The following is a 21,665-nucleotide window of genomic DNA, read 5'->3' on the forward strand; positions in this document are numbered from 1 at the left end:
TATCGTATTTACAGCCGCGCGTCCAGGGTGAACCAGAAGGTGGTGCCCTCGCCGGGGGTGCTGTTGACGCCAAACCGGCAGCCGTGGCTCTGGAAGATGGCTTTGGTGATGCTCAGGCCGAGGCCGGTGCCCACCTTGCCCGCGTCGGAGCGGCTGCGGTAGTACCGGTCAAAGATGTAGGGCAGGTCGGCGGCGGCGATGCCTTCGCCGTGGTCCTCCACCTCGATGCGGGCGCCGCCCTCTTGTCGGGGGATGCACCGCAGCACAAACACCCCGTCCTCGCCGATGTGGTGCATGGCGTTGCCCAGCAGGTTGTGCAGCACCCGCTCCATCATGGCCGGGTCCGCCCCCACCAGGCAGGGGGTATCCGCCTCCAGTTTGAGGGTATAGCCGTTCTGGGCGCAGACCGCCTCGTACCGTTCGGCCACCTCTTCACACAGCTGGGCCATATCGAACAGCACCATCTGGGGCTTCTCCACCCCGCTGCTGACCTTGCTCAGCTCCATCACGCTGTTCACCAGACCGGACAGACGGTCGGTCTCGTCCACGATGATGTTCAGCTGTTCGGTGCGGCGGTCGGGGTTGTCGCCGGTGATGTCCCGCACCGTCTCGGCGTAGCCCTTGATCAGGGTCAGAGGGGTGCGCAGGTCATGGCTCACGTTGGCCAGCAGATCCCGCTGCAGCTGCGCCGCTTTCTTGACCTCGCTGGCCATATGGTTGAAGTCCTCCGCCAGCTGGTTCAGTTCGTCCGAACTGCGGGTTGGCTCCACCCGCACATCGTAGTTGCCGCCGGCCATCTCCCGGGCGGCGCGGCTCAGCTGGGTCAGCGGCCGGGTAAACCACCGGCTGAACAGCCAGGCCGCCACCACCGACAGCACCAGCAGCCCCAGGCCCACGGCGGGCAGCAGCTCGTCCAGCACCACGGCGGCCTCGGTGACCTGGGCCATGCTGGTGGACAGGATCACGGTATACTGGCCGTTGCCCGCCAGCCGCCCCACCACCATCTGGCGGCGGTCGCCGTTTTTGCTCTCCACGATCTCGTAGATCTGGCCCTTTTCAAACACCTGGCTGCGCAGATAGATCATCTGGGTGGTGTTCCAGTCGGTCTCGCCGGTCACCCCGAAGGTGCTGGCGGTGGCGTGCAGCAAGCAAGGGTACAGATGCTCGATATGGGCCACGCTGCGCAGGGTATTGTCGGCCACATCCACGCAGCAGCCCTGGAAGTCCAGCGTGCCGTTGACGATCTCCTCGTTGATCTTGTCCCAGAACTCGTCGTCTACTTTCAGGCCCCAGAGGCTGCGGTCACTGATGGGGGATTCGGCGGCGTCGATGCGGGTGGCCAGGGATTCCATGCGGGCCACCAGATCCCGGTAGATGTGGTTCTGGTACAGCGGTTCCAGAAAGCGGGTCACCAGCAGCCAGACCAGCAGCAGGGTCAGGGCGGTCATGGCGCAGAGGAAGAACATCAGCTTGGTGCGCATGCGCAGCGGCCGGCGTTCTTTTTTGGCGGTCACGGGAAAACTCATTTGGCGGCACCCGGGTCAAACTTGTAGCCCACGCCCCACACGGTCACGATGTAGTCCCGGCAGGCGCCCAGATGGCTGCGCAGCATCTTGATGTGGGTGTCCACGGTGCGGTCCTCGCCGAAATAGTCGTAGTTCCACACCTTCTGCAGGATCTTTTCCCGGCTCAGCGCCAGGCCCTTGTTCTCGGCCAGGAACACCAGCAGGTCAAATTCCTTGGGGGTCAGGGAGACCTCCTGCCCGCCCACCTTGACGCTGTGGCTGGCGGTGTCGATCTCCAGCTGGCCAAAGGTGTAATGGCCGGTGTCCTCGGCGGCGCGGGGCATGGTGCGGCCCAGCACCGCCTTGACCCGGGCCACCAGTTCCCGGGGACTGAAGGGCTTGACCACATAGTCGTCCGCGCCGTTTTCCAGCCCGGCCAGTTTATCGTATTCCTCGCCCCGGGCGGTCAGCATGATCACCGGCGTGTCGATATGGCGCGCACGCATCTCCCGCAGGCAGGTCATCCCGTCCACGAAGGGCATCATCACATCCAGGATCACCAGGTCAATGCCGCCCCCGCCCAGCTGGGCCAGGGCCGCGCTGCCGTCGGTGGCTTCCTCGCACTGGAACCCGGCATACTGTAAATGCTCCCGGATCAGTTCGCGGATGCGGGCCTCGTCGTCAACGATCAGGATCTTTGCCATAGAAGCGTCCTCCTTTTCCAGGTGGCCCCATCGGCCGCCTCTGCTTTCCCGTTATCTGTATAATACCATAATAAACGGCCGGTATGTTAAATGTGTGAAAGCTTTTTTGAAGAATTGTTTACTTTGCCCCATCGCCGCGGTACAATGAACAGGAAAGCCGGGGCCGGTATTTTCCCGGCATGCAAGGGAGGCAAAAGGCAATGTGGTTTTGGATCGTTTTGGCGGCACTGGCGGTGTGCTGGGTGTTTTTTATTCTGCCGGGCCGGGGCGCGGCCGAGAGGCGCCGGATGGTGACCGGCCGCAATTTTGCCCATCGGGGCCTGCATTCCCAGGACGGCACGGTGCCGGAGAACAGCCTGCCCGCCTTTGCGGCGGCCACCGACGCGGGCTACGGCAGTGAGCTGGACGTGCAGCTGAGCCGGGACGGTCAGGTGGTGGTGTTCCACGACGACGACCTGCCCCGGATGACCGGCGCGGAGGGCCGGGTGGACAGCCGTACCCTGGCCGAGCTGCAGGCATTGCGGCTGGGAAACACAAACGAGACCATTCCCCTGTTCACCGACGTGCTGGGGGTGGTAGCGGGCCGTCAGCCGCTGATCGTAGAGCTGAAAAGCGGCCCGGCCTGGGCAGAACTGTGTGAAAAGACGCTGGCCATCCTGCGGGCCTACGACGGGCCCTACTGCGTGGAAAGCTTTGATCCGCGGATTGTGGTCTGGTTCCGCAAAAATGCGCCGGATATTCTGCGGGGCCAGCTGCTGAACCCGGCGCGGGAATACAGCTGCTGCCATCTGCGGGCGTTTTTCCTGAGCCGGGGGCTGTGCAACCTGATCGCCCGGCCCCATTTCATGGCCTGGGGCGGCGGCGCGCCGAACCTGAGCGTGCGGCTGTGCCGGGCGCTGGGGGCGGTGGGGGTATTCTGGACGGCCCGGCCCGGGTTCGCCAACAAGGATAAGTGGGACGCGGTGATTTTCGAGTATTACACCCCGTCCCCCCGGCTGTGACGATGGATACGCGGCAGCGAATTTTAGCCGCGGCGGCGGGCTGCGGCCTGTTTGAGACGGGATTTGTCCCGATGGAGTCGCTGCGATTTTACCCGGAGGTGCGCGCCGCCTGCGAGAGCGGCCGCTGCGGCCAGTACGACCGGTGCTGGGCCTGCCCGCCGGCGGTGGGAACGCTGGAGGAGTGCCGGGTCCGGGTGCTGGGCTACGACGGAATGCTGCTGTTCAGCGGCCGGTATGGGCTGGACGACCCCTTTGATCTGGAGGGGATGCGGGCGGGGCTGGTTGCTTTCAAGGACGCGGCGGACCGGCTGGACGCGGCCACGGCGTTTCTGCCCGGGCGGCTGATCCTGGCCAACGAGGGATGCGGCCGGTGCGCGGTGTGCAGCTGGCCCGCGGCGCCCTGCCGCCAGCCCCGGGCGCTGCATCACGCGATCGAGGGATACGGATTTATGGTACATGAGCTGGCCGCGGCGGCGGGCATGGCCTATATGGGCGGGCCGAACACGGTGACCTATTTCGGCGCGCTGCTGTTTCACAACACGCCCGGCCCCGCATAGAAAGGAGCCTCTGTATGAAGCCATCGAAACCGGTTCGCCTGTACAACGTGCTGTTTCCGATCTGGGCGTTCTGGCTCTGGCCCAGCCCGCTGTGGCTGATCCTGCTGGCGGGAAATTTTGCCATCGACAGCCTGGTGGTGTGTCTGGCGGCGGGCAAAGGGCGGCGGGCCTGGGTATGGAAAGGCAGTATCCTGCGGGTGTGGCTGCTGGGGTATGCCTGCGACCTGGTGGGGGCGATGGTCTGCCTGTTTTCGCTGTTCGCGGCGGACGCGCTGATCCCGGCCCAGGCCGGCATGGCAAGCCTGATCCTGTTCCCCGGGAACGTGCTGGTGGCCCTGCCCGGCGTGCTGGTGGCGGGGGTGCTGCTGTATTTCTGCAACCGGTGGTGGAGTTTTCGCCGCTGCGGTCTGGACGCCGCCGAAATCCATCGCCTGAGCCTGGCCCTGGCCCTGTTCACCGCCCCCTGGACGATGCTCATACCCATCTACGGATGATGATAGCCAATCTGGGGGAGATAACATCTCCCCCAGACCCCCTGGAAATCATGGCCGAATATCTTCGGCCATAGGGATTTTATACATAAACAAGGCCGGTGCGTAAACGGATTACGCACCGGCCTTGTCTGTTTTTGTTTCCCTGAGGGCCGAGTATTCGGCCCTCGATTTCCGGGGTCTGGGGGGACGTTGTCCCCCCAGATTGGCCCAACTTACTCCCCGAACTCCGCGTCCACGGCGTCCAGGGCGGCGGCGATGACCTTGTCCATGTCGTAGTAGCGGTACTGGCCCAGCCGTCCGCCGAAAATCACGTCCGGGCGGGACGCGGCCAGGGCCTTGTACTTCTCGTACAGGGCGGTGTTCTTTTCATCGTTCACCGGGTAATAGGGCTCGGCGCCGGGGGTCCACTCGGTGGAATACTCCCGGCTGATCACCGTCTTGTCCGCATCGCCCGCCCCAAACTCAAAATGCTTGTGCTCGATGATGCGGGTATAGGGCACCTCCCGGTCGGTGTAGTTCACCACCGCGTTGCCCTGGTAGTTGCCGGTATCGGTGAGCAGCTCGGTCTCAAACCGCACGGTGCGGTATTCCAGCGGGCCGTAGCAGAAATCAAAGAACCGGTCGATCTGGCCGGTGAATACCGTGCGGGCGGCAATCTCCGGCTCGGCGGCAATCAGGTCGAAATAATCGGTGTTCAGCCGCACCTCCGCGTCCGCCAGCATCTGCTCCACAATGGCGTCGTACCCGCCGATGGGAATCCCCTGATGGGGGTCGGAGAAATAGTTGTTGTCGTAGATAAAGCGCAGCGGCAGCCGCTTGATGATAAAGGCCGGCAGCTCGGTACAGGGCCGTCCCCACTGCTTTTCGGTGTACCCCTTGACCAGCTTCTCGTACACGTCCCGGCCCACCAGCTTCAGCGCCTGTTCCTCCAGGTTCTTCGGCTCGGTGATGTTCAGTTCCGCGATCTGCCCCTCAATGATGGCCTTCGCCTCGGCGGGGGTACGGATGCCCCACATCTTGGAAAAGGTGTTCATGTTGAAGGGCATGTTGTACAGCTCGTCCTTGTACACCGCGATGGGGCTGTTCACGTAATGGTTGAACCGGGCAAACCGGTTCACATACTCCCACACCCGCTCGTCGGAGGTATGGAAGATATGGGCGCCGTACTGATGCACCCGGATGCCCGCCACCGTCTCGCAGTGGATGTTACCGGCGATGTGGTCCCGCTTGTCGATCACCAGGCAGGACTTGCCGCGCCGGGCCGCCTCGTGGGCAAACACCGCCCCGAACAGCCCCGCGCCCACGATCAGATAATCGTACCGCTTGCGCATATCCGTTCTCCTTTCAGTTGAACCCGAACAGCTTCTGGCTGATCTTGTAGCACAGCACCGCAAACCCGCGGCCCGCGGAGCCCGGCAGGTTCATCACCCGGCCCATCAGGCCATAGCGCAGCTGTTTGTACAGGCCCGCGTCCTTCTGCTCGATCCACTGCCACAGCGCCTGCTTTTTGGCCAGCAGCTCCGGCGTACCGCCCCGCAGCATCAGCACGCTGGACACGGTGGTGATGATCTCCAGATAGTTGTACATATACTGGCGCAGCCGGGCCGGTTCCACCCGGGGCAGATCCACCTGCTCGATCATCAGCTGGTTGACCCGGATCTGCTGGTCGATGCGGCGGATCATGGTCTGCTCCTGCACCGACTGGCCTTCCCGGCCGATGTAATAATGGTACAGATCCACGTCCAGATAATACAAGGTGCGCACATAGGGCATGGGCACGTAGACAAACAGGTTATCCACATAGAAGGTGTGGCGGGGCAGATCCAGGCCGCAGTCCCGCAGAACCTGGGTGCGGTAGATCACCGAGTGCATCAGGATATACTGGCCCCGGTGCAGCTTGCCCACCTCGTCCCAGGTAAGGGGGCGGTTCTGGGGCAGGGCGTTGCCGTACTTCATGACCTTTTTATGGGCCGCGCCCACCTTGTCGTAGATGAAGTTGCTGATCAGCAGATCCACGGTGGGCTGGCTGTTCACAAAGCCCCGCAGGGTGGCCAGCACCTTGGCAAAGGCGGCTTCATCCAGCCAGTCGTCGGAATCCACCACCTTGAAATAGGCGCCGGTAGCAGCCCGCACGCCGGCCATGACCGCGGCGCCGTGGCCGCCGTTCTCCTGGTGGATGGCCCGCACGATGCCCGGGTGGGCAGCCTGGTATTCGTCGGCGATGGCGGCGGTGTTATCCTTGGAACCGTCGTCCACGATGAGGATCTCCACCTCGTCGCCGCCGGTCAGCAGCGCGTCGATGCAATGACGCATGTAATCCTGGGAATTGTAGCAGGGGACCGCAATGGACAGAAGCTTCACGCTCGTCGTCCTCCTTTTGGTTGTTTGTTAGGGGCGCGGCGCAACACCGCACACACAGATATTATACACGATTTTTGGGTAAATGGGGTGAAAAATTCGACTTTTCCCAATGATAGAACGAATCAGGGCGGCTTCGGCTTTCAAAACCCGAAGCAAAAAACCGTCCCGGCGGGGCCGGGACGGTTTGCAAGGCAGGGCAGGCTCAGGCCTTCTGGGCACCCTCGGGGAAGATCTTCTTGTTGACAAAGAAGAACACCACCATCGAGATGCCGCCGTTGAGCACGGTGGTGCCGATGTTGTAGATGAAGTCGGGCACGAACATACCGGCTACCGCCACCCAGATGCAGTTGATGGAGTTGACGATGCAGGTGATGACGATGAAGGCCGCCACATACCAGGCGATCTGGGGCCCGATCTTGCCCTTGGAGCGGAACACGAAGCTGCGCTGGATGGGGAAGTTGACCATCTCGCCGATGACCATGGCCACCATGTAGGCGCAGAAGTAGGCAAGGCCGCCGTGGGCCTGGTCGTAGCCCAGGATGTTCCACTCAAAGGTCTCGCCGAACAGGGTCAGCGGGATACCGGGCCAGCCGAAGCTGGCGTCGCCCAGAAAAGCGAACGCCGCCGGCAGGAAGGTGAGCATCAGGTACTTGAATACGGTGATCAGGTTGCTCACGATGACGAACAGGCCGCCCTCCCGTACCCATTTGGCGGCGGCGGGGTGTTTGGCCGCAAAATCGTTCCAGAACTTCATTCGGTGTTTCCTCCTTGTACCAGGCGTTTTTCCAGGCCGCGTTGCGCCTGGTCGTAGACAGATTGGGGGCGTATCAGCCCTGGGCGGCCTTTTTCTCGGCCTTGGCGGCTTTGGCGGCATTGCGCCAGCCGCGCCAGACCTGGCCCACACCCTTGCAGAAATGGCCGTTGACCATAACCAGGATGCCCTCGGCCATCTCCATGGTCACCATGCCGTTCATCATCTTGCCGATGCCGCGGAAGGGCATGTTGTAGATGAACTGGATGTTCAGATCGGGCACACCGCTCTCTTCGCTCTTCTGCTTTTTCTTGGTCAGAACGCGCCAGGCGAACCGGGCCAGGGCGCTCTTGGCGTAGTACATCTGGCCGATGGCGTCGTTCATCTGCAGCGGGGCGCTTTCGTCCCAGCGGGCGGGCGGCAGTTCACGGCCCAGCAGGGCGGTGAAGTCCGCGTCGCTCACCTGTGCCACCCGGCCGGTGCGGTAGGGCTCCGGCGGAATGGCGGGGGTGCCGCTGCCCTCCACCGCCAGGGTACCGGCCAGGCGGATGTCGTGGCAGTTGGCGCCGATCTCCAGGCGGTATTCCCCGCTCTCCACCCGCCAGCCGCCGGCTGTGGTGTCGAAGTAGCGGAACGCCTTGTCATCCAGCGGGATGGTAACGGTCTTGCTCTCGCCCGGCTCCAGCCAGACCTTGGCAAAGCCCTTCAGCTCCCGCACGGGGCGGCCGGCCTGGCTGCCGGGCAAGCCCACGTACAGCTGGGCCACCTCGGCGCCCCGGCGCTTGCCGGTGTTGGTGAGGGTGAAGGTCACCGCCCCGGCGCTCACCTTCAGGTCGGAGTAGGCAAACTCGGTGTAGCTCAGGCCGTAGCCGAACACGAAACGCACCGGCTTTTCCACCGTCTCGTAGTACCGGTAGCCCACGTACAGGCCCTCCCGGTATTCGCTGGTGCGGCAGGGGCTGGGCCAGTAGGCGGCGCTGGGGTTGTCCTCCAGGGCCAGGGGCCAGGTCTCGCTCAGGCGGCCGGAAGGCTCAGCCTGACCGGTAACGATCCGCAGCAGGGCGGACGCGCCGGCCTGGCCGCCCAGACCGCCGTACAGCAGCGCCTGGCAGTGGATCAGCCAGGGGGCCTCCACCGCGCTGCCGCCCGCCAGCAGAACCGCCACACGGGGGTTCACCGCGGCTACCTCTTCCAGCACCCGCACCTGATTGGCGGGGATGCGCATATGGGTGCGGTCCACGCCCTCGCTCTCGCTGATCTCGGGCAGGCCCAGGTACAGCAGCACCACGTCGGCCTTTTTGGCCAGCTCCACGGCGGCCCGCAGCAGCTCCTCGTTGGGCTTGTCGGCCCGCTCAAAGCCGGCGGCGTAGCCCACCACCTCCAGCGGGAACTGGTTCAGCACCTGCCGGGCGCTCTCCAGCTTGGTGGGGTTCACGTTGCTGCTGCCCGCGCCCTGGTAACGGGGGGTATCGGCAAAGTCGCCGATCACCGCCACCCTGGCGCCCGCGGCCAGCGGCAGCAGGTTGCCGTCGTTCTTCAGCAGAACGGCGCTCTGCTCGGCCGCCTTGCCGCTCAGCGCGTGGTGGGCCTCCACGTCCAGCTTGACCTCGCCGGCGGCCTTGCGGGCCGCGTCGGTGCGCAGGGCGAACTCCAGGATCTCGTCCACCCGCTCGTCCACCAGCGCCTCGTCGATCACGCCGGCCCGCACGGCGGCGGCCAGCTGCCGGTCGCTGTCACCGGCGGTGCCGGGCATCTCCAGGGTGGAACCGGCGCGCACGCCCTCCACATGGTCGTTGGAGCCGCCCCAGTCGGTGACCACCACACCGTCGAAGCCCCATTCATCCCGCAGGATATCCCGCAGCAGATGGGGGTCTTCGTTGGTGTAGACCTCGTTGATCTGGTTGTAGGAACTCATGATCGCGCCGGGTCTCCCCTCCCGGACGGCGATCTCAAAGTTGGTCAGGTAGATCTCCCGCAGCGTGCGCTCGTCCACCACGCTGTCGTTGGCCATGCGGCGCAGCTCCTGGCTGTTGGCGGCAAAGTGCTTGGGGCAGGCGGACACGCCCTTGCTCTGGATGCCCCGGATGTACCCGGCGGCCATCTTGCCGGCCAGGTAGGGGTCCTCGCTGAAATACTCAAAGTTGCGCCCGCACAGGGGGCTGCGCTTGATGTTGAGGCCCGGCCCCAGCACCATGTTGACCTTCTGGGCCAGGGCTTCCTCGCCCAGGGCCGCGCCCACGGCCTCGCCCAGGGCGGGGTCCCAGCTGTTGGCCACGGCGGCCGCGGTGGGCCAGCAGGTGGCCGGCTCGCTGGCGTTCAGGCCCAGATGGTCGCCCTCCCCCATCTGCTTGCGCAGGCCGGTGGGGCCGTCGGACAAAAAGGCGCTGGGCACCTCCAGCCGGGGCACCGGCCGGGTGGTCCAAACGTCCCGCCCGGACAAAAGCCCGCACTTCTCCTCCAGGGTCAGCTGCCGGATCAGATCGGCATGTTTCATAGTGTGCAGCTCCTTTCATCTTATAGCGGCCCGGTAAGGCCTTTTCAATGCGTTGATCAAGGCAGGGCGGCGGGGCGGCCCGCTGTTCGGGCCGCCCGCCTTACTCTCCCTCTGGCCCGGGGCCCCGCAATGGCCCCGGAACCGGCGGCAGGCCGCCGGGGGGTGTTGGCCCCACGGCGGCCCGCCTGCTGCCGCAAGGTGCGGATCAGTTGGTCTTGGGTTCAGCGTCGGAAGTTTCCTTCTTCTGCTTCACATAGCTGCGGATGGTCAGAACCTCCAGCAGCACCAGCACAACGCCCAGCGCCACATCGGCGGCGATAAAGGCGATCTGCCAGCCGGGCATGCCCGGATTCAGGTTTTCCTCCATGTACGCGCGGCTGTTGACCACGGTGTACAGGATGTTCTTGCAGGCCTGACGCATGGCCAGAACGCCGGTGGCGCTGGTGGTGTCAGACACGTAGTTGGTCCCGGTGGGGTAGTTCACCAGGCAGAAGTCGGTGCCGTTGCGGATGGCCTGGTCGGCGTTCATGTAGCCGTACACACCGAAGTAGTCGGTCAGGACCATGCCCACGAAGCCCCATTCCTCACGCAGGACGGTGTTGCACAGGGCGTAGCAGCCGCCGGCCCACTCGGCACCCACGTAGTTGAAGGAAGACATCACCGCGTCGGCGCCGCCCTCCTTGACGCTGATCTCGAAGGGCTTCAGGTAGATCTCACGGATGGACTGCTCGTTGGCCCAGGTGCACAGCATGCTGTTGCGGTTGGTTTCCTGGTCGTTCAGAGCGTAGTGCTTGATGTAAGCGTAGACGCCGTAGGTCTCGGCGCCCTGGATGGCCTGGGCAGCCAGCTTGCCGCTGAGCACGCCGTCCTCGGAGTAGTACTCGAAGTTACGGCCGCTGAAAGCGGAGCGGTGGATGTTCATGGCGGGGGCGTACCAGCCGGACACGTCCAGGTCGTCCGCCATGCGGCCGATGGAGGCGCCGAACTTGTACACGGTGTCGGTGTTCCAGGTGGAAGCCATCAGCACGGTGCCGGCAAAACCGATGGAACCCTGCTGGGTGAAGTTATTGTTGATGGAAGCAGGACCGTCACAGTCGTAGGTCTGCACCTTCTCGATGCTGGTGATGGGGGCGGTCTGGTAGCCGCCCATGGCGATCAGCTCGCTCATCTCGGACACAGTCAGCTGATCCAGGAAGGTATCCCACTTCGCGTCGTCGTAGGCCACGCCGCGCATATCCACCAGGTTCAGGCCGTTCTTGGCGCCGGTGGTGGGCATCACGTCGTCGGCGTTGTTGTGTTCAGTCGGATCGTAGTTGGCGTTGTTGATGAAGGTGGCCTTGGCCTCGTCGCTCATGGACAGGCCGGCGGGAGCGGCGGTGGCCTCAGCGTAGTTGGCGAAGTGGTCGGCACGGGACAGGTAGGTCACGTCGCCCTCCACGGCCTCAAACTGGTTGGTAACAGCGGTCTTGTCGGTGGAACGGCCCTCGTCGTAGGTGATGGTGGCGGGCACGTTGTAGACTTCGCTGTCCAGGATGGTGTGGGAATCGCTGTTGATGCTGATGATGTAGTCGCCGGCCTCCAGCACGTAGGCGGCAGCGCCGTAGGTGTCGTAGGAAGCCATGTCCTCCGCCTTGAAGCTGATGGTCAGGGTCTGGCTCTCGCCGGGCTCCAGCACGTCGGTCTTGTCAAAGGCAACCAGGTTGGCGGTGGCCTTCTCGATGCCGCCGTTGGTGTAGGGCGGGTTGTAGTAAACCTCCACCACGTTCTTGCCGGCCACGCTGCCGGTGTTGGTGACGGTCACGTCAAAGCTCAGGGTGCCGTCGCTCTCGGAGATGGGGCCCATCTCCTGGGTAAAGGTGGTGTAGCTCAGGCCGTAGCCAAAGGGATACAAAACGGTGGAATCGTAGTCGATCAGACCTTCGGCGGCGGCGGTCTCGTAGAACTTGTAGCCCACGTAGATGCCTTCCACATAGTTCACAAAGCTGGGCAGAGCGGTGGTTTCCTGCTGGGTCATGAAGTTGGTGGAAACCACGGCATGCTCGTCCATGTTGTCATAGGTGAACTGGCCGAAGTTGTTGACGATGGGGGTGTTGAACAGGTCGTACAGGAAGGTGTCCACCGTCTTGCCGGAGGGGTTCACCGCGCCGGCGATGACCTGGCCCACCGCGTCAAAGCCGTTCTGGCCGGGGCAGGGAGTGTAGATCGCGGCATCCACGTCATACTCCTTCAGGAAGCCCAGCTCCATGGCGTTGTTGGTGTTGATCAGAACGATGACGTTTTCAAAGTTCTCGCAGACCATCTGGAGCATCTCTTCCTCCCGGTTGCTCAGCTCCAGGTAGTGGTCGCCCTCGTCCCAGTCGTTGCCCTCGTTCAGGGTGTCGTCGTAGACGCCGTTGAAGTAGGAGTTGCCGGTGACGGAGTCGCGCTCCAGCCAGCTGCCGTCCACAACAGCGGCCATGTCGGTGGGCATATCGGCGTTCTCGCCGCCCGGACGGGAGATGACCACCAGGGCGGTGTCGCTGAACTCCTTGGCGCCGCTCATCAGCTCATCGCTGTAGGCGTTCACGTTGGGTTCGGGCAGGGTCCAGTCCTGGGCCCACATGCCCACGCTGGGACGCTCAGCCTGGTAGGCCTCGTAGAAGTCCACCAGATCCTGGTTCACGTTCAGGCCGGCGTTCTTCAGGCCGGTGATCAGGTCGGTCACAGCGTACTGATCGTTCAGCGCGCCGGAACCCACGCCGCCGTAGACCGGCGCGGTGGAAGCCCAGCCGAAGACGTTCAGGTTGTCGCCGGAAGCCAGCGGCAGCGCGCCGTTGTTCTCCAGCAGGGTCACACCTTCGCTGACCAGCTCGGTGTTGACCTCATAGGCCTCGGCCATGCTCTCCTCGGTGATGGAGCCGCCGCCCATGGCCAGGTTGATCACCGTGAACATGGGGCCAAAGCAGATCAGGTTGACGGTAATGATCAGGGCCAGCAGCAGCGCAATGCCCGCCTCTTTGCGCACCAGCGCCTTGAGGGGACGGCGCAGCTTGGCCGCCGCGATGATGGCCACAATGGCCAGCAGCAACACGATCCCGAAGCCGATCAGCTGGGATTTCATGCTGTTGAGCACATTGAGGACGTCTGCGATGTTGATTTGCAGCATTTCAAGTTCCTCCTTCTGTCCGGGCTGCCCCACCCTGCCGGGGCCATGCCTCTTTCGGGTATACTCTAGCATACATTTCAAAAGAATTTTACAGCTTCTGCACGAAACGCTCACATTCTGCGCAAGTTGCGGGTGAGTCTGTACATTTTTGACAAACAAAGCGCCGTTCTTATTGGCATATTGCCAACAGGAACGGCGCTTTGGATTGTTTTTCACAGGGTGGTTTTTTTCTGGGGAACCGGGATCAGCAGCTTGAGCTCAAACCAGCCGTCCCGCACCGACACGTCCACCTGGCCATCGTATTTCCGGGCGGAATACCGGATGCTCTTGATGCCGAAACCATGGTAGGCGGCGTTGCCCTTGGTGGACAGGGGCAGGCCGTTTTCAAATTTCAGATCGCCCTCAAAGTAGTTTTCCACCTTGATGAGCACAAAGGCTTTCTGGCGGCTTACCGACACATGGATCAGCCGCTTGTCCCGGTCGGGCAGGCTGCGCACGCTCTCAATGGCGTTGTCCAGCGCGTTGCCGAAGATGGTGCACAGGTCCATGGTGTCCATAAAGTTCAGCGCGCCGCCGTCCGCCACCACCGTCAGGGTGATGCCGTGCTTCTGGCAGTACAGGCTCTTGCCGGTGAACACCGTATCCAGCACCGGGTTGCCGGTCTTGTTCTGGGCCTCGTACACCCGGATGTCCGCCTCCATCTCGTCCAGCCAGGCGTTGCGCTGGGCCGGGTCCGGCTCGGCCCGCAGGGCGGCGATCTGGTGTTTCAGGTCGTGGTACTTGCGGTTGATCAGGTCGATGCTCTCCCGGCTCTGCCGGTACTGGGCATACTGGGTCTGCAGGATGTTCTGGATGGCGTTCAGCTCATACTTCACCCGCAGCTCGGCCCGCTGCACATGGTAGGCGTACAGGATGGCCATGCCCCCCAGATCCACCAGGGTGCGGGTATTGAAGATGTCCACCGCCAGGCTGCCGCCAAAAGGATTGTCGCTCCAGGCGTAACTCAGGTTGCTCATGAAAAAGGCGCTCACCGTGATGGCGGCGGCGGCCCCCATCTCCCGGGAGGTGATCTGCAGATGCTCGTAATCGCCGCGGCGGCGGCTTTCCAGCCAGTACATCAGCAGATACACCCCGGCGTACACCACCGCCGGCACCAGCACCCGCAGCGGCAGCGCCCAGCGGGGAACCAGCTGCACGATATAGGTGTACAGCTGCCATTCCAGGGCGGCGGCAAACTCCGCCAGCATAAAGGCCCGGGCGCACAGGTACCCGGCCTCGGTAAGCGGGGCCCGGCCGCAGACGGCGATCATGGCCAGCATCCCGGCGGCCGCCAGGGCCATGCAGGGCATCCACAAGGCCAGCGGCACATCGCCGGTCAGCTGCATAAACACGGCCTGCACCGCCAGAAACGCGGCGGCGCGGCCCCACAGCCCGGGGCCCTGCCGGCGGCGGGGCAGCTGCATCACATACACCAGGCAGGCCAGCCATTCGGCCAGGGCGGTGTGCAGCCGGGGAATATTCTCGATCAGATCCGGGTTCATTTGACCACCTCACCCACGTACCGGGTCAGGGCTTCCATGAAGTCGTTCTTGCGCCCCCGGCTGACCGGCAGCAGACGGCCCGCCACCTGGGCACAGCCGTCCCGCACGCTGTCCACATTTTCCAGGTTGACAAGGCAGCCTTTGTTGATGCGGAAAAAGCCCAGCGGCACCAGTTTTTCCTCCGCTTCCTTCATGGTGCCGGGCACAGTGATCTCCTCCCCGTCGGTGTGATAGGCCAGGTTGTGGCCCTGGCTCTCCACATACAGCAGGTGGGACACCTCCAGCTTGCGGCCGCCGCCGGGGCCGATCACCGTAATGAACCGGCGTTCCCGCTTCTTCATCCGGCCGATGGCCCGTTTGAGCCGCTGGCTGAAAGCAAAATAGCTCACCGGCTTGAGCACATAGTCCAGCGCGTCCACCGCATAGCCCCGGATGGCGTACTGGGCCATATTGGTGATGAAGATGATCACCACCTCCGGGTCGGACTGGCGGATGATCTCGGCGGCGGTCATGCCGTCCATGAACTTCATCTGCACATCCAGCAGGATGATGTCATAGTCGGGCTTGTAATTCAGGGCGATCTCGTCCCCGTCGGAAAAGCAAACGGTCTGGATCGGCTGGTTGTTTTCGGCCGCATAGCGCTGCAGGAACTGTTCCAGCTGACGGGCGTATTCCGGTTCGTCCTCCACAATGGCGATGCGGATCACCGCGTTCTCCTCCTTTTTGCGGCCGGTGCCGCCAGATTCGCGCCTAGCAATACATATCTTTATTATACGGAGGGATACCCGTAATTTCAACCCGCCGCACATCGCATATCTGCATGTTCCGGGGCACAAAACGCAAAGGCCGCGCCCGGAGCGGGCGCGGCCTTTACGCATGGAAAGGTGCACAAAATGGGAGGAAGAATAGCAGAATCAAAGGCGGCCGTCAGCCGGCCAGCTTTGCGCCCAGGGCGCGGCACTGTTCCAGTGCGTCCGCGTCGGGGGCGTCGTAAACGGCCAGGCCGTCGGCGCACAGGGCCGCGCCCGCCGCCTGGCAGCGCAGCTGCCAGTCCTGCATCCACTGGCCCTCGGCCCAGGAATAGGACCCGAAGATGGCCAGCGGACGGCCGTTCAGCGAGGGCTCCAGCGCGGTGAAGAACGGCTCGAACTCGGTCTCCTCCAGCTGCTCGGACCCCATGGCCGGGCAGCCCAGCGCCAGCGCGTCGTAGCCCAGCGCGTCGGCGGCGGACACCGCGCTCACCGGCAGCAGCGCCGCGTCGGCCCCGGCGGCTTTCGCCCCCTCGCAGACGGCCTGCGCCATCGCCTCGGTGTTGCCGGTGCCGGACCAGTAGATAACAGCGATCTTCTTCATGGATAAACCCTCCTTGCAGGTGTTGTATAGGGGGCGCTCAGCCCGCCAGACGGCGGCGCAGGGTATCGCCCCCGGCCAGCGCCCCGCAAAGCCGGGCGCGGCAGTCGTCGTATAAGGTGAACCGGCGGCGGGCCCGGTCCACATCGGTGTAGACCTTCCAGTAGCCGCACAGGCGGCAGTCCCGCCCGCCGCTGCGGCAGAAGCCGATCACGTCCCCCGCCGGATAGCCCAGGAACAGGCCGATCACGTGGGGAAACGCCCCGCCCCCGGCCAGCCGCCCGGCCAGCCAGTCCAGCCGGGGCTCCACCCCGCCCTCGGGGCAGCCCGCCCGCCGCAGCAGGTCGGCCGCGCCGGGGCGGCGCAGCGCCCGGGCCAGCATCGCCGGCCGGTAGACCAGCAGCAGCCAGCGTTCCCGGCAGGTACAAAGCAGCCGCAGCCGCACGCCCCGGGGTTCCAGCCAGCGGCGGCATCCCGCCAGCAGGCCGGGCAGCGCCGGTACCCGCCGGCGGCAGACCGACACCAGATTGGCCGGTTTGCAGCCCAGCAGCACCGGGGCGCAGTGTTCCGCCAGCAGGCTGTCCAGGGCACAGGGCGGCCCTGCCTGCGGGCTGGCCGCGCCATCCGGGCACAGCGGCGTACAGCGGATCATGGCGGCTCCTTTCCGGGCAGGCGGAAAGCTGTTCCCCTGCCCCGTCAAGTTAGTTTTATCTAACCACCAGCCCGCAAAAAGCGCGCTCTTGCACAGCGCGCGGTTGCGGGCCTCGAAGCGGCTGCCCCGCCGGGCTGGGGGGAAGATCCGCCCGGCAGTTAGCCTCGTCTAACTCCGATGGCCATACTATACCACACCAGTATAGGTTTGTCAACACCTTTTTGCAAAAAAGGCCCGGCGCGCTGATTCACGCGCCGGGTCTTATCCGGTTATCGTCTCTCCCGCAGCTTGCCGCCGGCCAACGAGGCCGCCGCCAGAAGCGGCAGCAGCTTCATAGACCGGCTCCTTTCCTTATCCCTTGTACACGATCGCCTTTTGTACCTGGTCGGCCTTGTCCTGACCCTCCAGCCGGGCGATCAGGGCCAGCGCAAAGGGGATCCCCGCGCCCAGGGCCCGGCCGGTGATGATCTGGTCGGTCACCGCCACGTCGGCGTCCTGCATATGGGCCGCGGGCATGTAGTGCTCAAAGCCCGGATAGCAGACCGCCTCCCGCCCGTCCAGCAGGCCCATGCGGCCCAGCACGCTGGGGGCGGCGCAGATCGCCGCCACCTGCTTGCCCGCCGCCAGCTGGCGGCGCACCGCGCCGGTCACCAGCTCGCTGGCCGCCAGGTTCTCGGTGCCCTGGCCGCCGCCCGGCAGCACCAGCATGTCAAACCCGTCCAGATCCAGTTCGGCCGCCACCGTGTCCGCCTGCAGGCGGATACCGTGGCTGCTGCACACCTGGGTGTCCTCGTTCAGCCCGGCGGTGGTCACCTCCACCCCGGCCCGCCGCAGCAGATCCACCGCCAGCAGACCCTCGCACTCCTCAAATCCGTCCGCCAGAAATACGCATACCTTGCTCATTGTCCCATACCTCCCGGTTGCCGCCGCGGCGGCGCGTTTTTCTTTATTGTAGCCTTTCCGCCGGGCAAAAACAAGGCCGGATATACAGCAGCGCCCCGGCCTGACCAGCCGGGGCGCTGCTGTAAAAAGGAGCAGAAAGACCACAGGCGCCGCCCGCCCTCCGCCTGGCCGGGTATGGGAGCGACCCGGCCAAACGGTGCGTGCCGGACGTACCGGCGCCGCGAGAACCAGACGGTGTACCGTCCTCGCAAGTTAGTCTAAACTAACTGTAGCTACAGTATACTCCACACTCCCCGGCTTGTCAAGGGTTTTTGCGGCGCGGGTTGCGGCAGGGGGCAAAATGCGATACAATGAGAGCAAACCGGGGCGCTGCGCGCGCCCCCGATCTTGCAAGAGGTGCCGACTATGGAACAATCGTATCGCATCGCGGTGGCGGGCATCGGCTACGTGGGCCTGGCCAACGCGATCTTACTGGCGCAGCACAACGCGGTAACGGCGGTGGACGTGCTGCCGCAGCGGGTGCAGGCGCTGAACGAACGGCGCAGCCCCATCGCGGACAAGGAGGCCCAGGAGTACCTGTCCGGGCACGAGCTGGACCTGCGGGCCACCACCAACGGGGACGAGGCCTACCGGGACGCGGATTTCCTGATCATCAGCACCCCCACCAACTACGACCCGGACCAGAACTATTTTGACACCTCCTCGGTGGAGCAGGTGATCGAGCAGGCGCTGGCCTGCGGCAGCCGGGCCACCATCGTGGTCAAGTCCACGGTGCCGGTGGGCTACACCGCCCGCCTGACCGAAAAATACGGCGAGCGGTTCTTGTTCAGCCCGGAATTCCTGCGGGAGGGCAAGGCCCTGTACGACAACCTGTGGCCCAGCCGGATCGTGGTGGGCGCGCCGGAGGGCAACAAAAAATTGCAGGCGGCGGCCCGCACCTTTGCCGGGCTGCTGGCCGGCGGCGCGCTGAAACAGGACGTGCCCCAGCTGTTCACGGCGCTCACCGAGGCGGAGGCCATCAAGCTGTTTGCCAACACCTATCTGGCGCTGCGGGTAAGTTATTTCAATGAGCTGGACACCTACGCGGAGGTGCACGGCCTGAACACCCGGCAGATCATCGAGGGGGTGGGGCTGGACCCGCGGATCGGCAACCATTACAACAACCCCAGTTTCGGCTACGGCGGCTACTGCCTGCCCAAGGACACCAAGCAGCTGCTGGCCAACTACCGGGACGTGCCGGAAAACCTGATCGAAGCCATCGTGGCCTCCAACCGCACCCGCAAGGACTTCATTGCCGAGCAGATCCTGAAAAAGGCGGGCTGGGCCCCGGCGGCGGGCGGCGCGGCCCCCACCATCGGCATCTGGCGGCTGACCATGAAGAGCGGGTCGGACAACTTCCGCCAGAGCGCCATCCAGGGCATCATGAAGCGGCTGAAAGCCCAGGGCGCCACCGTGATCGTCTACGAGCCCATTCTGGAAGACGGCAGCGAATTCTACGGCAGCCGGGTGGTGAACGATCCGGCCGCCTTCAAGGCCGCCAGCGCGGTGATCGTGGCCAACCGCATGACCGACGAGCTGGCCGACGCGGCCGCCAAGGTCTACACCCGGGACATCTATGGCCGGGACTGAACCAGCCAAAGGCGCGGGCGGGCAGGAACTGCATTCCTGCCCGCCCGCTTTGCTCCCTATTCCCACCCATCGGAGAAACAGCAGATGAAACGTATGGAACTGATGCAGCGCTATCTGGAGCAAAAGCACCGCACCACCCTTGTGCACGAACAATACCTGAACACCCAGCGGGAGTACGCCCCCGGCACCGCTTTGTATATGCGGGAGATTCATTTCCTTGTGGCGCTGGGGCCGGACGGCCCGGCCTCGGTCAGCAGCCTGGCGCAAAAGCTGGAGGTGACCCTGGGCGCGGTGTCCCAGATGGCCGCCCGGCTGGAGAAAAAAGGCTGCGTCACCCGCACCCCCGACCCGAAAAACCGGCGGCGCACCCTGGTGTCCCTCACCGAGGAAGGCCAGCGGCTGTACCGGGAACACCTGGACTATGACCAGGCCAATCTTGCCCGGCTGGCCGCCTATTTCTCTGATTTTTCGGACGCGGAACTTCAGCGGCTGATCGACGCTGAAATCGTCTTTCAGCAGGCGTTGCGCCGTCATGTTCCGGAATAACAGACAAGTTATATAAAAAACAATCCCCGTTGTTGTGGCATTTGCCGGTGGGCAACGGGGATCGTTTTGTGTAGAATAACTTTAGCATCTAAATATTTAGTAGCTAAATAAATTTGTGCGCAGCGGGGCGGCCACCCGCTGTACGCAAACCCGATGGGGCGCGCCAGTTTCTTGCGGGCCGTTCTGGCTCCGGCATACCGCCGTCCGGCGGCCGGGCGCGCCGGTGAACCTGCATCGTACACAACACAGGAAGGAAACCAATGAAACATACAAAGAAGGCAGCCGCCTTTCTGGCCTTTGTGCTGGCGTTTGCCCTGCTGCTTGCCGCCTGCGGCGCACCCGCGTCCGGCAGCGGCGCGGCTGGCGGCGTATACACCCAGTCGGCCCAGGGCAACAACGGGCCGGTGACCGTGGAAGTTGAGATCGCCGACGGCGCGGTAACCCGCGTGGAAGTGGTGGAAAACTCTGAGACCGAAGGCATCGCGGACAAGCCGATTGCCGAGATCCCGGCCTGGATCGTGGAGAACCAGAGCCTGGCGGTGGACGCGGTGTCCGGCGCCACCAACACAAGCAACGCGATCGTGGAGGCCGTGGCCCTCTGCCTGGAAGAGGCGGGCCTGGACGCGGAGGAATGGAAGAGCCGCACCGTGGAGGTGCAGCACCAGGCCAAGGAAGACGTGACCTGTGACACCGTGGTAGTGGGCGCGGGCGGCGCCGGCATGCGGGTTGCGCTGGAACTGGCGGACAACGGCCAGAACGTGATCCTGGTGGAGAAGCAGTCCATGGTGGGCGGCGCCACCAGCCTGGCCGCCACCTACTTTGTAGCGGTGGACACCACCTACCAGCAGGAAGACGGCATGAAGATCTCCATCGACGACTACGTGGCCCAGACCGCCGAGACCAACCCGGATATCGATTCCGACCGGCTGCGTCTGCTGCTGGAGAACTCCCAGGAAAGCCTGGACTGGCTGAACGGCCTGGGCACCAACATCACCCGCGCTCTGTCCAACTACCAGGTAGCCACCGAGGACGGTTCCTCCCTGGGCGCGGCCATCGTGAAGGCCATGTCCGGCGCGCTGGAGCATTCCACCGTGGATCTGCGGCTTGACACCGAAGCGGTGGAGATCCTGACCGAGGACGGCGCCGTGACCGGCGTGCGGGTACGGGATGCCGGCGACGAATACGCCGTGCGGGCCGACGCGGTGGTGCTGGCCACCGGCGGTTTTGTCTCGGGCGAGGAAGCGGTGGAAAAGTACGCCCCCGAATGGGCCGGGCTGCCCTCCACCTCCGCGGCCGGTTCCACCGGTGAGATGATCGGCCTGGTGGAACAGATCGGCGGTGTGCTGAGCAACATGGACGTGGTGCGCCTGAACCCCTCGGTGCACAGTGAAAACGGGGTCAACTCCAGCCTGAGCGCGGCCCGGGCCGAGGGCGGCATCATCGTGAACCAGCAGGGTCTGCGGTTCTGCAACGACTACTACCCGGACTACACCACCCTGTCCAAGTGGATGGTGGAGCAGGAAGGCGACTATGTGTACATCCTGATCGACCAGACCGCCATGGACAACTCCAAGCGGCTGCAGGGCTTCAAGGACATGGGCTACTTCCTGGAGGCCGATACCCTGGAGGAACTGGCGGAGAAGATGAACGTGCCCGCGGACAACCTGGTAAAGACGGTGGAAGCCTACCAGGAAGCGGTGCGCACCGGTGTGGACGAGTTTGGCCGCACCAACAACCTGAGCATTGATTTCAGCAACCCGCCCTACTACGCGGTGACCACCAGCCCCGGCCTGCAGGTAAGCCTGGGCGGCATCCTGGTGGACGATTCCCTGCGGGTGCAGAAGCAGGACGGCACCAGCTTCGACAACCTGTACGCGGTGGGCGAATGCGCGGACGACGGCCTGTTCGGCTGCGCCCCCACCAACATCAACATCACCTTCGGCAAGATGGTGGCGGACGAAATCCTGGCAAAATAACCGTTTGCTGACCCGGCGGGGCCGGGCGATCATACCGATCGCCCGGCCCCGTTTCT

18 protein-coding genes are annotated in these 21,665 nt (G+C 64.2%); 6 read left to right on the forward strand and 12 right to left on the reverse strand.

The genetic code is table 11. From position 1 onward, the window contains the following. Positions 1–8: 8 nt before the first annotated feature. Both B5E65_RS08000 and B5E65_RS08005 read right to left on the reverse strand, forming a co-directional pair. Entirely contained in the window at positions 9–1,514 is a 1,506-nt protein-coding gene (locus B5E65_RS08000; RefSeq protein ID WP_242957509.1) for a sensor histidine kinase, read from the reverse strand. An 8-nt stretch (positions 1,515–1,522) separates the two neighbouring features. Further along, positions 1,523–2,209, reverse strand: a complete 687-nt coding sequence (locus tag B5E65_RS08005; protein WP_087171246.1) for a response regulator transcription factor — start codon at positions 2,207–2,209, stop codon at positions 1,523–1,525. Between the two features lie 200 nt (positions 2,210–2,409). Between B5E65_RS08005 and B5E65_RS08010 the strand changes: the two genes are divergently transcribed. From B5E65_RS08010 to B5E65_RS08020, 3 genes are read left to right on the forward strand one after another with little or no spacing between them, the layout of a single operon-like run. Continuing rightward, entirely contained in the window at positions 2,410–3,210 is an 801-nt protein-coding gene (locus B5E65_RS08010; protein WP_242957510.1) for a glycerophosphodiester phosphodiesterase family protein, read from the forward strand. A gap of 2 nt (positions 3,211–3,212) precedes the next feature. After that, positions 3,213–3,767 carry a DUF2284 domain-containing protein gene (locus B5E65_RS08015; RefSeq protein ID WP_087171248.1) on the forward strand — a complete coding sequence of 185 codons (555 nt, stop codon included), beginning with the start codon at positions 3,213–3,215 and terminating at the stop codon, positions 3,765–3,767. Between the two features lie 14 nt (positions 3,768–3,781). Next, positions 3,782–4,261, forward strand: coding sequence for a hypothetical protein (locus B5E65_RS08020; protein ID WP_087171249.1), 480 nt, complete (start codon positions 3,782–3,784; stop codon positions 4,259–4,261). 212 nt (positions 4,262–4,473) lie between these two features. Here the strand turns inward: B5E65_RS08020 and glf are convergent, their stop codons facing one another. The 10 genes from glf to B5E65_RS08070 form a co-directional block, all read right to left on the reverse strand. Then, complete coding sequence (glf, locus tag B5E65_RS08025) at positions 4,474–5,592, reverse strand: UDP-galactopyranose mutase (protein WP_087171250.1); 1,119 nt, start codon at positions 5,590–5,592, stop codon at positions 4,474–4,476. 13 nt (positions 5,593–5,605) lie between these two features. Further along, complete coding sequence (locus B5E65_RS08030; protein ID WP_087171251.1) at positions 5,606–6,622, reverse strand: glycosyltransferase family 2 protein; 1,017 nt, start codon at positions 6,620–6,622, stop codon at positions 5,606–5,608. A gap of 202 nt (positions 6,623–6,824) precedes the next feature. Further along, entirely contained in the window at positions 6,825–7,376 is a 552-nt protein-coding gene (locus tag B5E65_RS08035) for a GtrA family protein (protein WP_087171252.1), read from the reverse strand. 73 nt (positions 7,377–7,449) lie between these two features. Then, the gene (locus tag B5E65_RS08040; RefSeq protein ID WP_087171253.1) at positions 7,450–9,867 is read right to left on the reverse strand and encodes a glycoside hydrolase family 3 C-terminal domain-containing protein; all 2,418 of its coding nucleotides are present in this window, start codon (positions 9,865–9,867) and stop codon (positions 7,450–7,452) included. 205 nt (positions 9,868–10,072) lie between these two features. Beyond that, positions 10,073–13,012, reverse strand: coding sequence for a beta-glucosidase (locus B5E65_RS08045; RefSeq protein ID WP_087171254.1), 2,940 nt, complete (start codon positions 13,010–13,012; stop codon positions 10,073–10,075). Between the two features lie 212 nt (positions 13,013–13,224). Further along, a complete protein-coding gene (locus B5E65_RS08050; RefSeq protein WP_087171255.1) occupies positions 13,225–14,553 on the reverse strand; it encodes an ATP-binding protein in 1,329 nt (442 codons plus the stop codon). Then, positions 14,550–15,260, reverse strand: coding sequence for a LytR/AlgR family response regulator transcription factor (locus B5E65_RS08055; RefSeq protein ID WP_087171256.1), 711 nt, complete (start codon positions 15,258–15,260; stop codon positions 14,550–14,552). Before B5E65_RS08055 ends, B5E65_RS08050 begins: the two co-directional genes overlap by 4 nt. Before the next feature lie 220 nt (positions 15,261–15,480). Beyond that, the gene (locus B5E65_RS08060) at positions 15,481–15,906 is read right to left on the reverse strand and encodes a flavodoxin (protein ID WP_087171257.1); all 426 of its coding nucleotides are present in this window, start codon (positions 15,904–15,906) and stop codon (positions 15,481–15,483) included. 37 nt (positions 15,907–15,943) lie between these two features. Further along, positions 15,944–16,555, reverse strand: coding sequence for a DUF3793 family protein (locus tag B5E65_RS08065; RefSeq protein ID WP_087171258.1), 612 nt, complete (start codon positions 16,553–16,555; stop codon positions 15,944–15,946). 351 nt (positions 16,556–16,906) lie between these two features. Further along, complete coding sequence (locus B5E65_RS08070) at positions 16,907–17,458, reverse strand: DJ-1 family glyoxalase III (RefSeq protein ID WP_087171259.1); 552 nt, start codon at positions 17,456–17,458, stop codon at positions 16,907–16,909. 405 nt (positions 17,459–17,863) lie between these two features. On the opposite strand from B5E65_RS08070, the gene B5E65_RS08075 reads away from it, so the two are divergent. From B5E65_RS08075 to B5E65_RS08085, 3 genes are all read left to right on the forward strand, one after another. Next, a complete protein-coding gene (locus tag B5E65_RS08075) occupies positions 17,864–19,087 on the forward strand; it encodes a nucleotide sugar dehydrogenase (protein WP_087171260.1) in 1,224 nt (407 codons plus the stop codon). 84 nt (positions 19,088–19,171) lie between these two features. Next, entirely contained in the window at positions 19,172–19,633 is a 462-nt protein-coding gene (locus tag B5E65_RS08080) for a MarR family winged helix-turn-helix transcriptional regulator (RefSeq protein ID WP_087171261.1), read from the forward strand. A gap of 260 nt (positions 19,634–19,893) precedes the next feature. Continuing rightward, positions 19,894–21,609: an FAD-dependent oxidoreductase gene (locus B5E65_RS08085; protein WP_087171262.1), complete on the forward strand. Its 1,716-nt coding sequence runs from the start codon at positions 19,894–19,896 to the stop codon at positions 21,607–21,609. The last annotated feature ends 56 nt before the right edge of the window (positions 21,610–21,665 follow it).

Source organism: Gemmiger sp. An120 (assembly GCF_002160955.1).
Taxonomy (GTDB): Bacteria; Bacillota; Clostridia; order Oscillospirales; family Ruminococcaceae; genus Gemmiger_A; species Gemmiger_A avium.

What these genes read in the sequence shown, in the direction of transcription:
- B5E65_RS08005 (WP_087171246.1), bottom strand. Translation starts at nt 2,209, where the DNA reads ATGGCAAAGATCCTGATCGTTGACGACGAGGCCCGCATCCGCGAACTG.
- B5E65_RS08010 (WP_242957510.1), top strand. Translation starts at nt 2,410, where the DNA reads ATGTGGTTTTGGATCGTTTTGGCGGCACTGGCGGTGTGCTGGGTGTTT.
- B5E65_RS08015 (WP_087171248.1), top strand. Translation starts at nt 3,213, where the DNA reads ATGGATACGCGGCAGCGAATTTTAGCCGCGGCGGCGGGCTGCGGCCTG.
- B5E65_RS08020 (WP_087171249.1), top strand. Translation starts at nt 3,782, where the DNA reads ATGAAGCCATCGAAACCGGTTCGCCTGTACAACGTGCTGTTTCCGATC.
- glf (WP_087171250.1), bottom strand. Translation starts at nt 5,592, where the DNA reads ATGCGCAAGCGGTACGATTATCTGATCGTGGGCGCGGGGCTGTTCGGG.
- B5E65_RS08035 (WP_087171252.1), bottom strand. Translation starts at nt 7,376, where the DNA reads ATGAAGTTCTGGAACGATTTTGCGGCCAAACACCCCGCCGCCGCCAAA.
- B5E65_RS08040 (WP_087171253.1), bottom strand. Translation starts at nt 9,867, where the DNA reads ATGAAACATGCCGATCTGATCCGGCAGCTGACCCTGGAGGAGAAGTGC.
- B5E65_RS08045 (WP_087171254.1), bottom strand. Translation starts at nt 13,012, where the DNA reads ATGCTGCAAATCAACATCGCAGACGTCCTCAATGTGCTCAACAGCATG.
- B5E65_RS08050 (WP_087171255.1), bottom strand. Translation starts at nt 14,553, where the DNA reads ATGAACCCGGATCTGATCGAGAATATTCCCCGGCTGCACACCGCCCTG.
- B5E65_RS08060 (WP_087171257.1), bottom strand. Translation starts at nt 15,906, where the DNA reads ATGAAGAAGATCGCTGTTATCTACTGGTCCGGCACCGGCAACACCGAG.
- B5E65_RS08065 (WP_087171258.1), bottom strand. Translation starts at nt 16,555, where the DNA reads ATGATCCGCTGTACGCCGCTGTGCCCGGATGGCGCGGCCAGCCCGCAG.
- B5E65_RS08070 (WP_087171259.1), bottom strand. Translation starts at nt 17,458, where the DNA reads ATGAGCAAGGTATGCGTATTTCTGGCGGACGGATTTGAGGAGTGCGAG.
- B5E65_RS08075 (WP_087171260.1), top strand. Translation starts at nt 17,864, where the DNA reads ATGGAACAATCGTATCGCATCGCGGTGGCGGGCATCGGCTACGTGGGC.
- B5E65_RS08080 (WP_087171261.1), top strand. Translation starts at nt 19,172, where the DNA reads ATGAAACGTATGGAACTGATGCAGCGCTATCTGGAGCAAAAGCACCGC.
- B5E65_RS08085 (WP_087171262.1), top strand. Translation starts at nt 19,894, where the DNA reads ATGAAACATACAAAGAAGGCAGCCGCCTTTCTGGCCTTTGTGCTGGCG.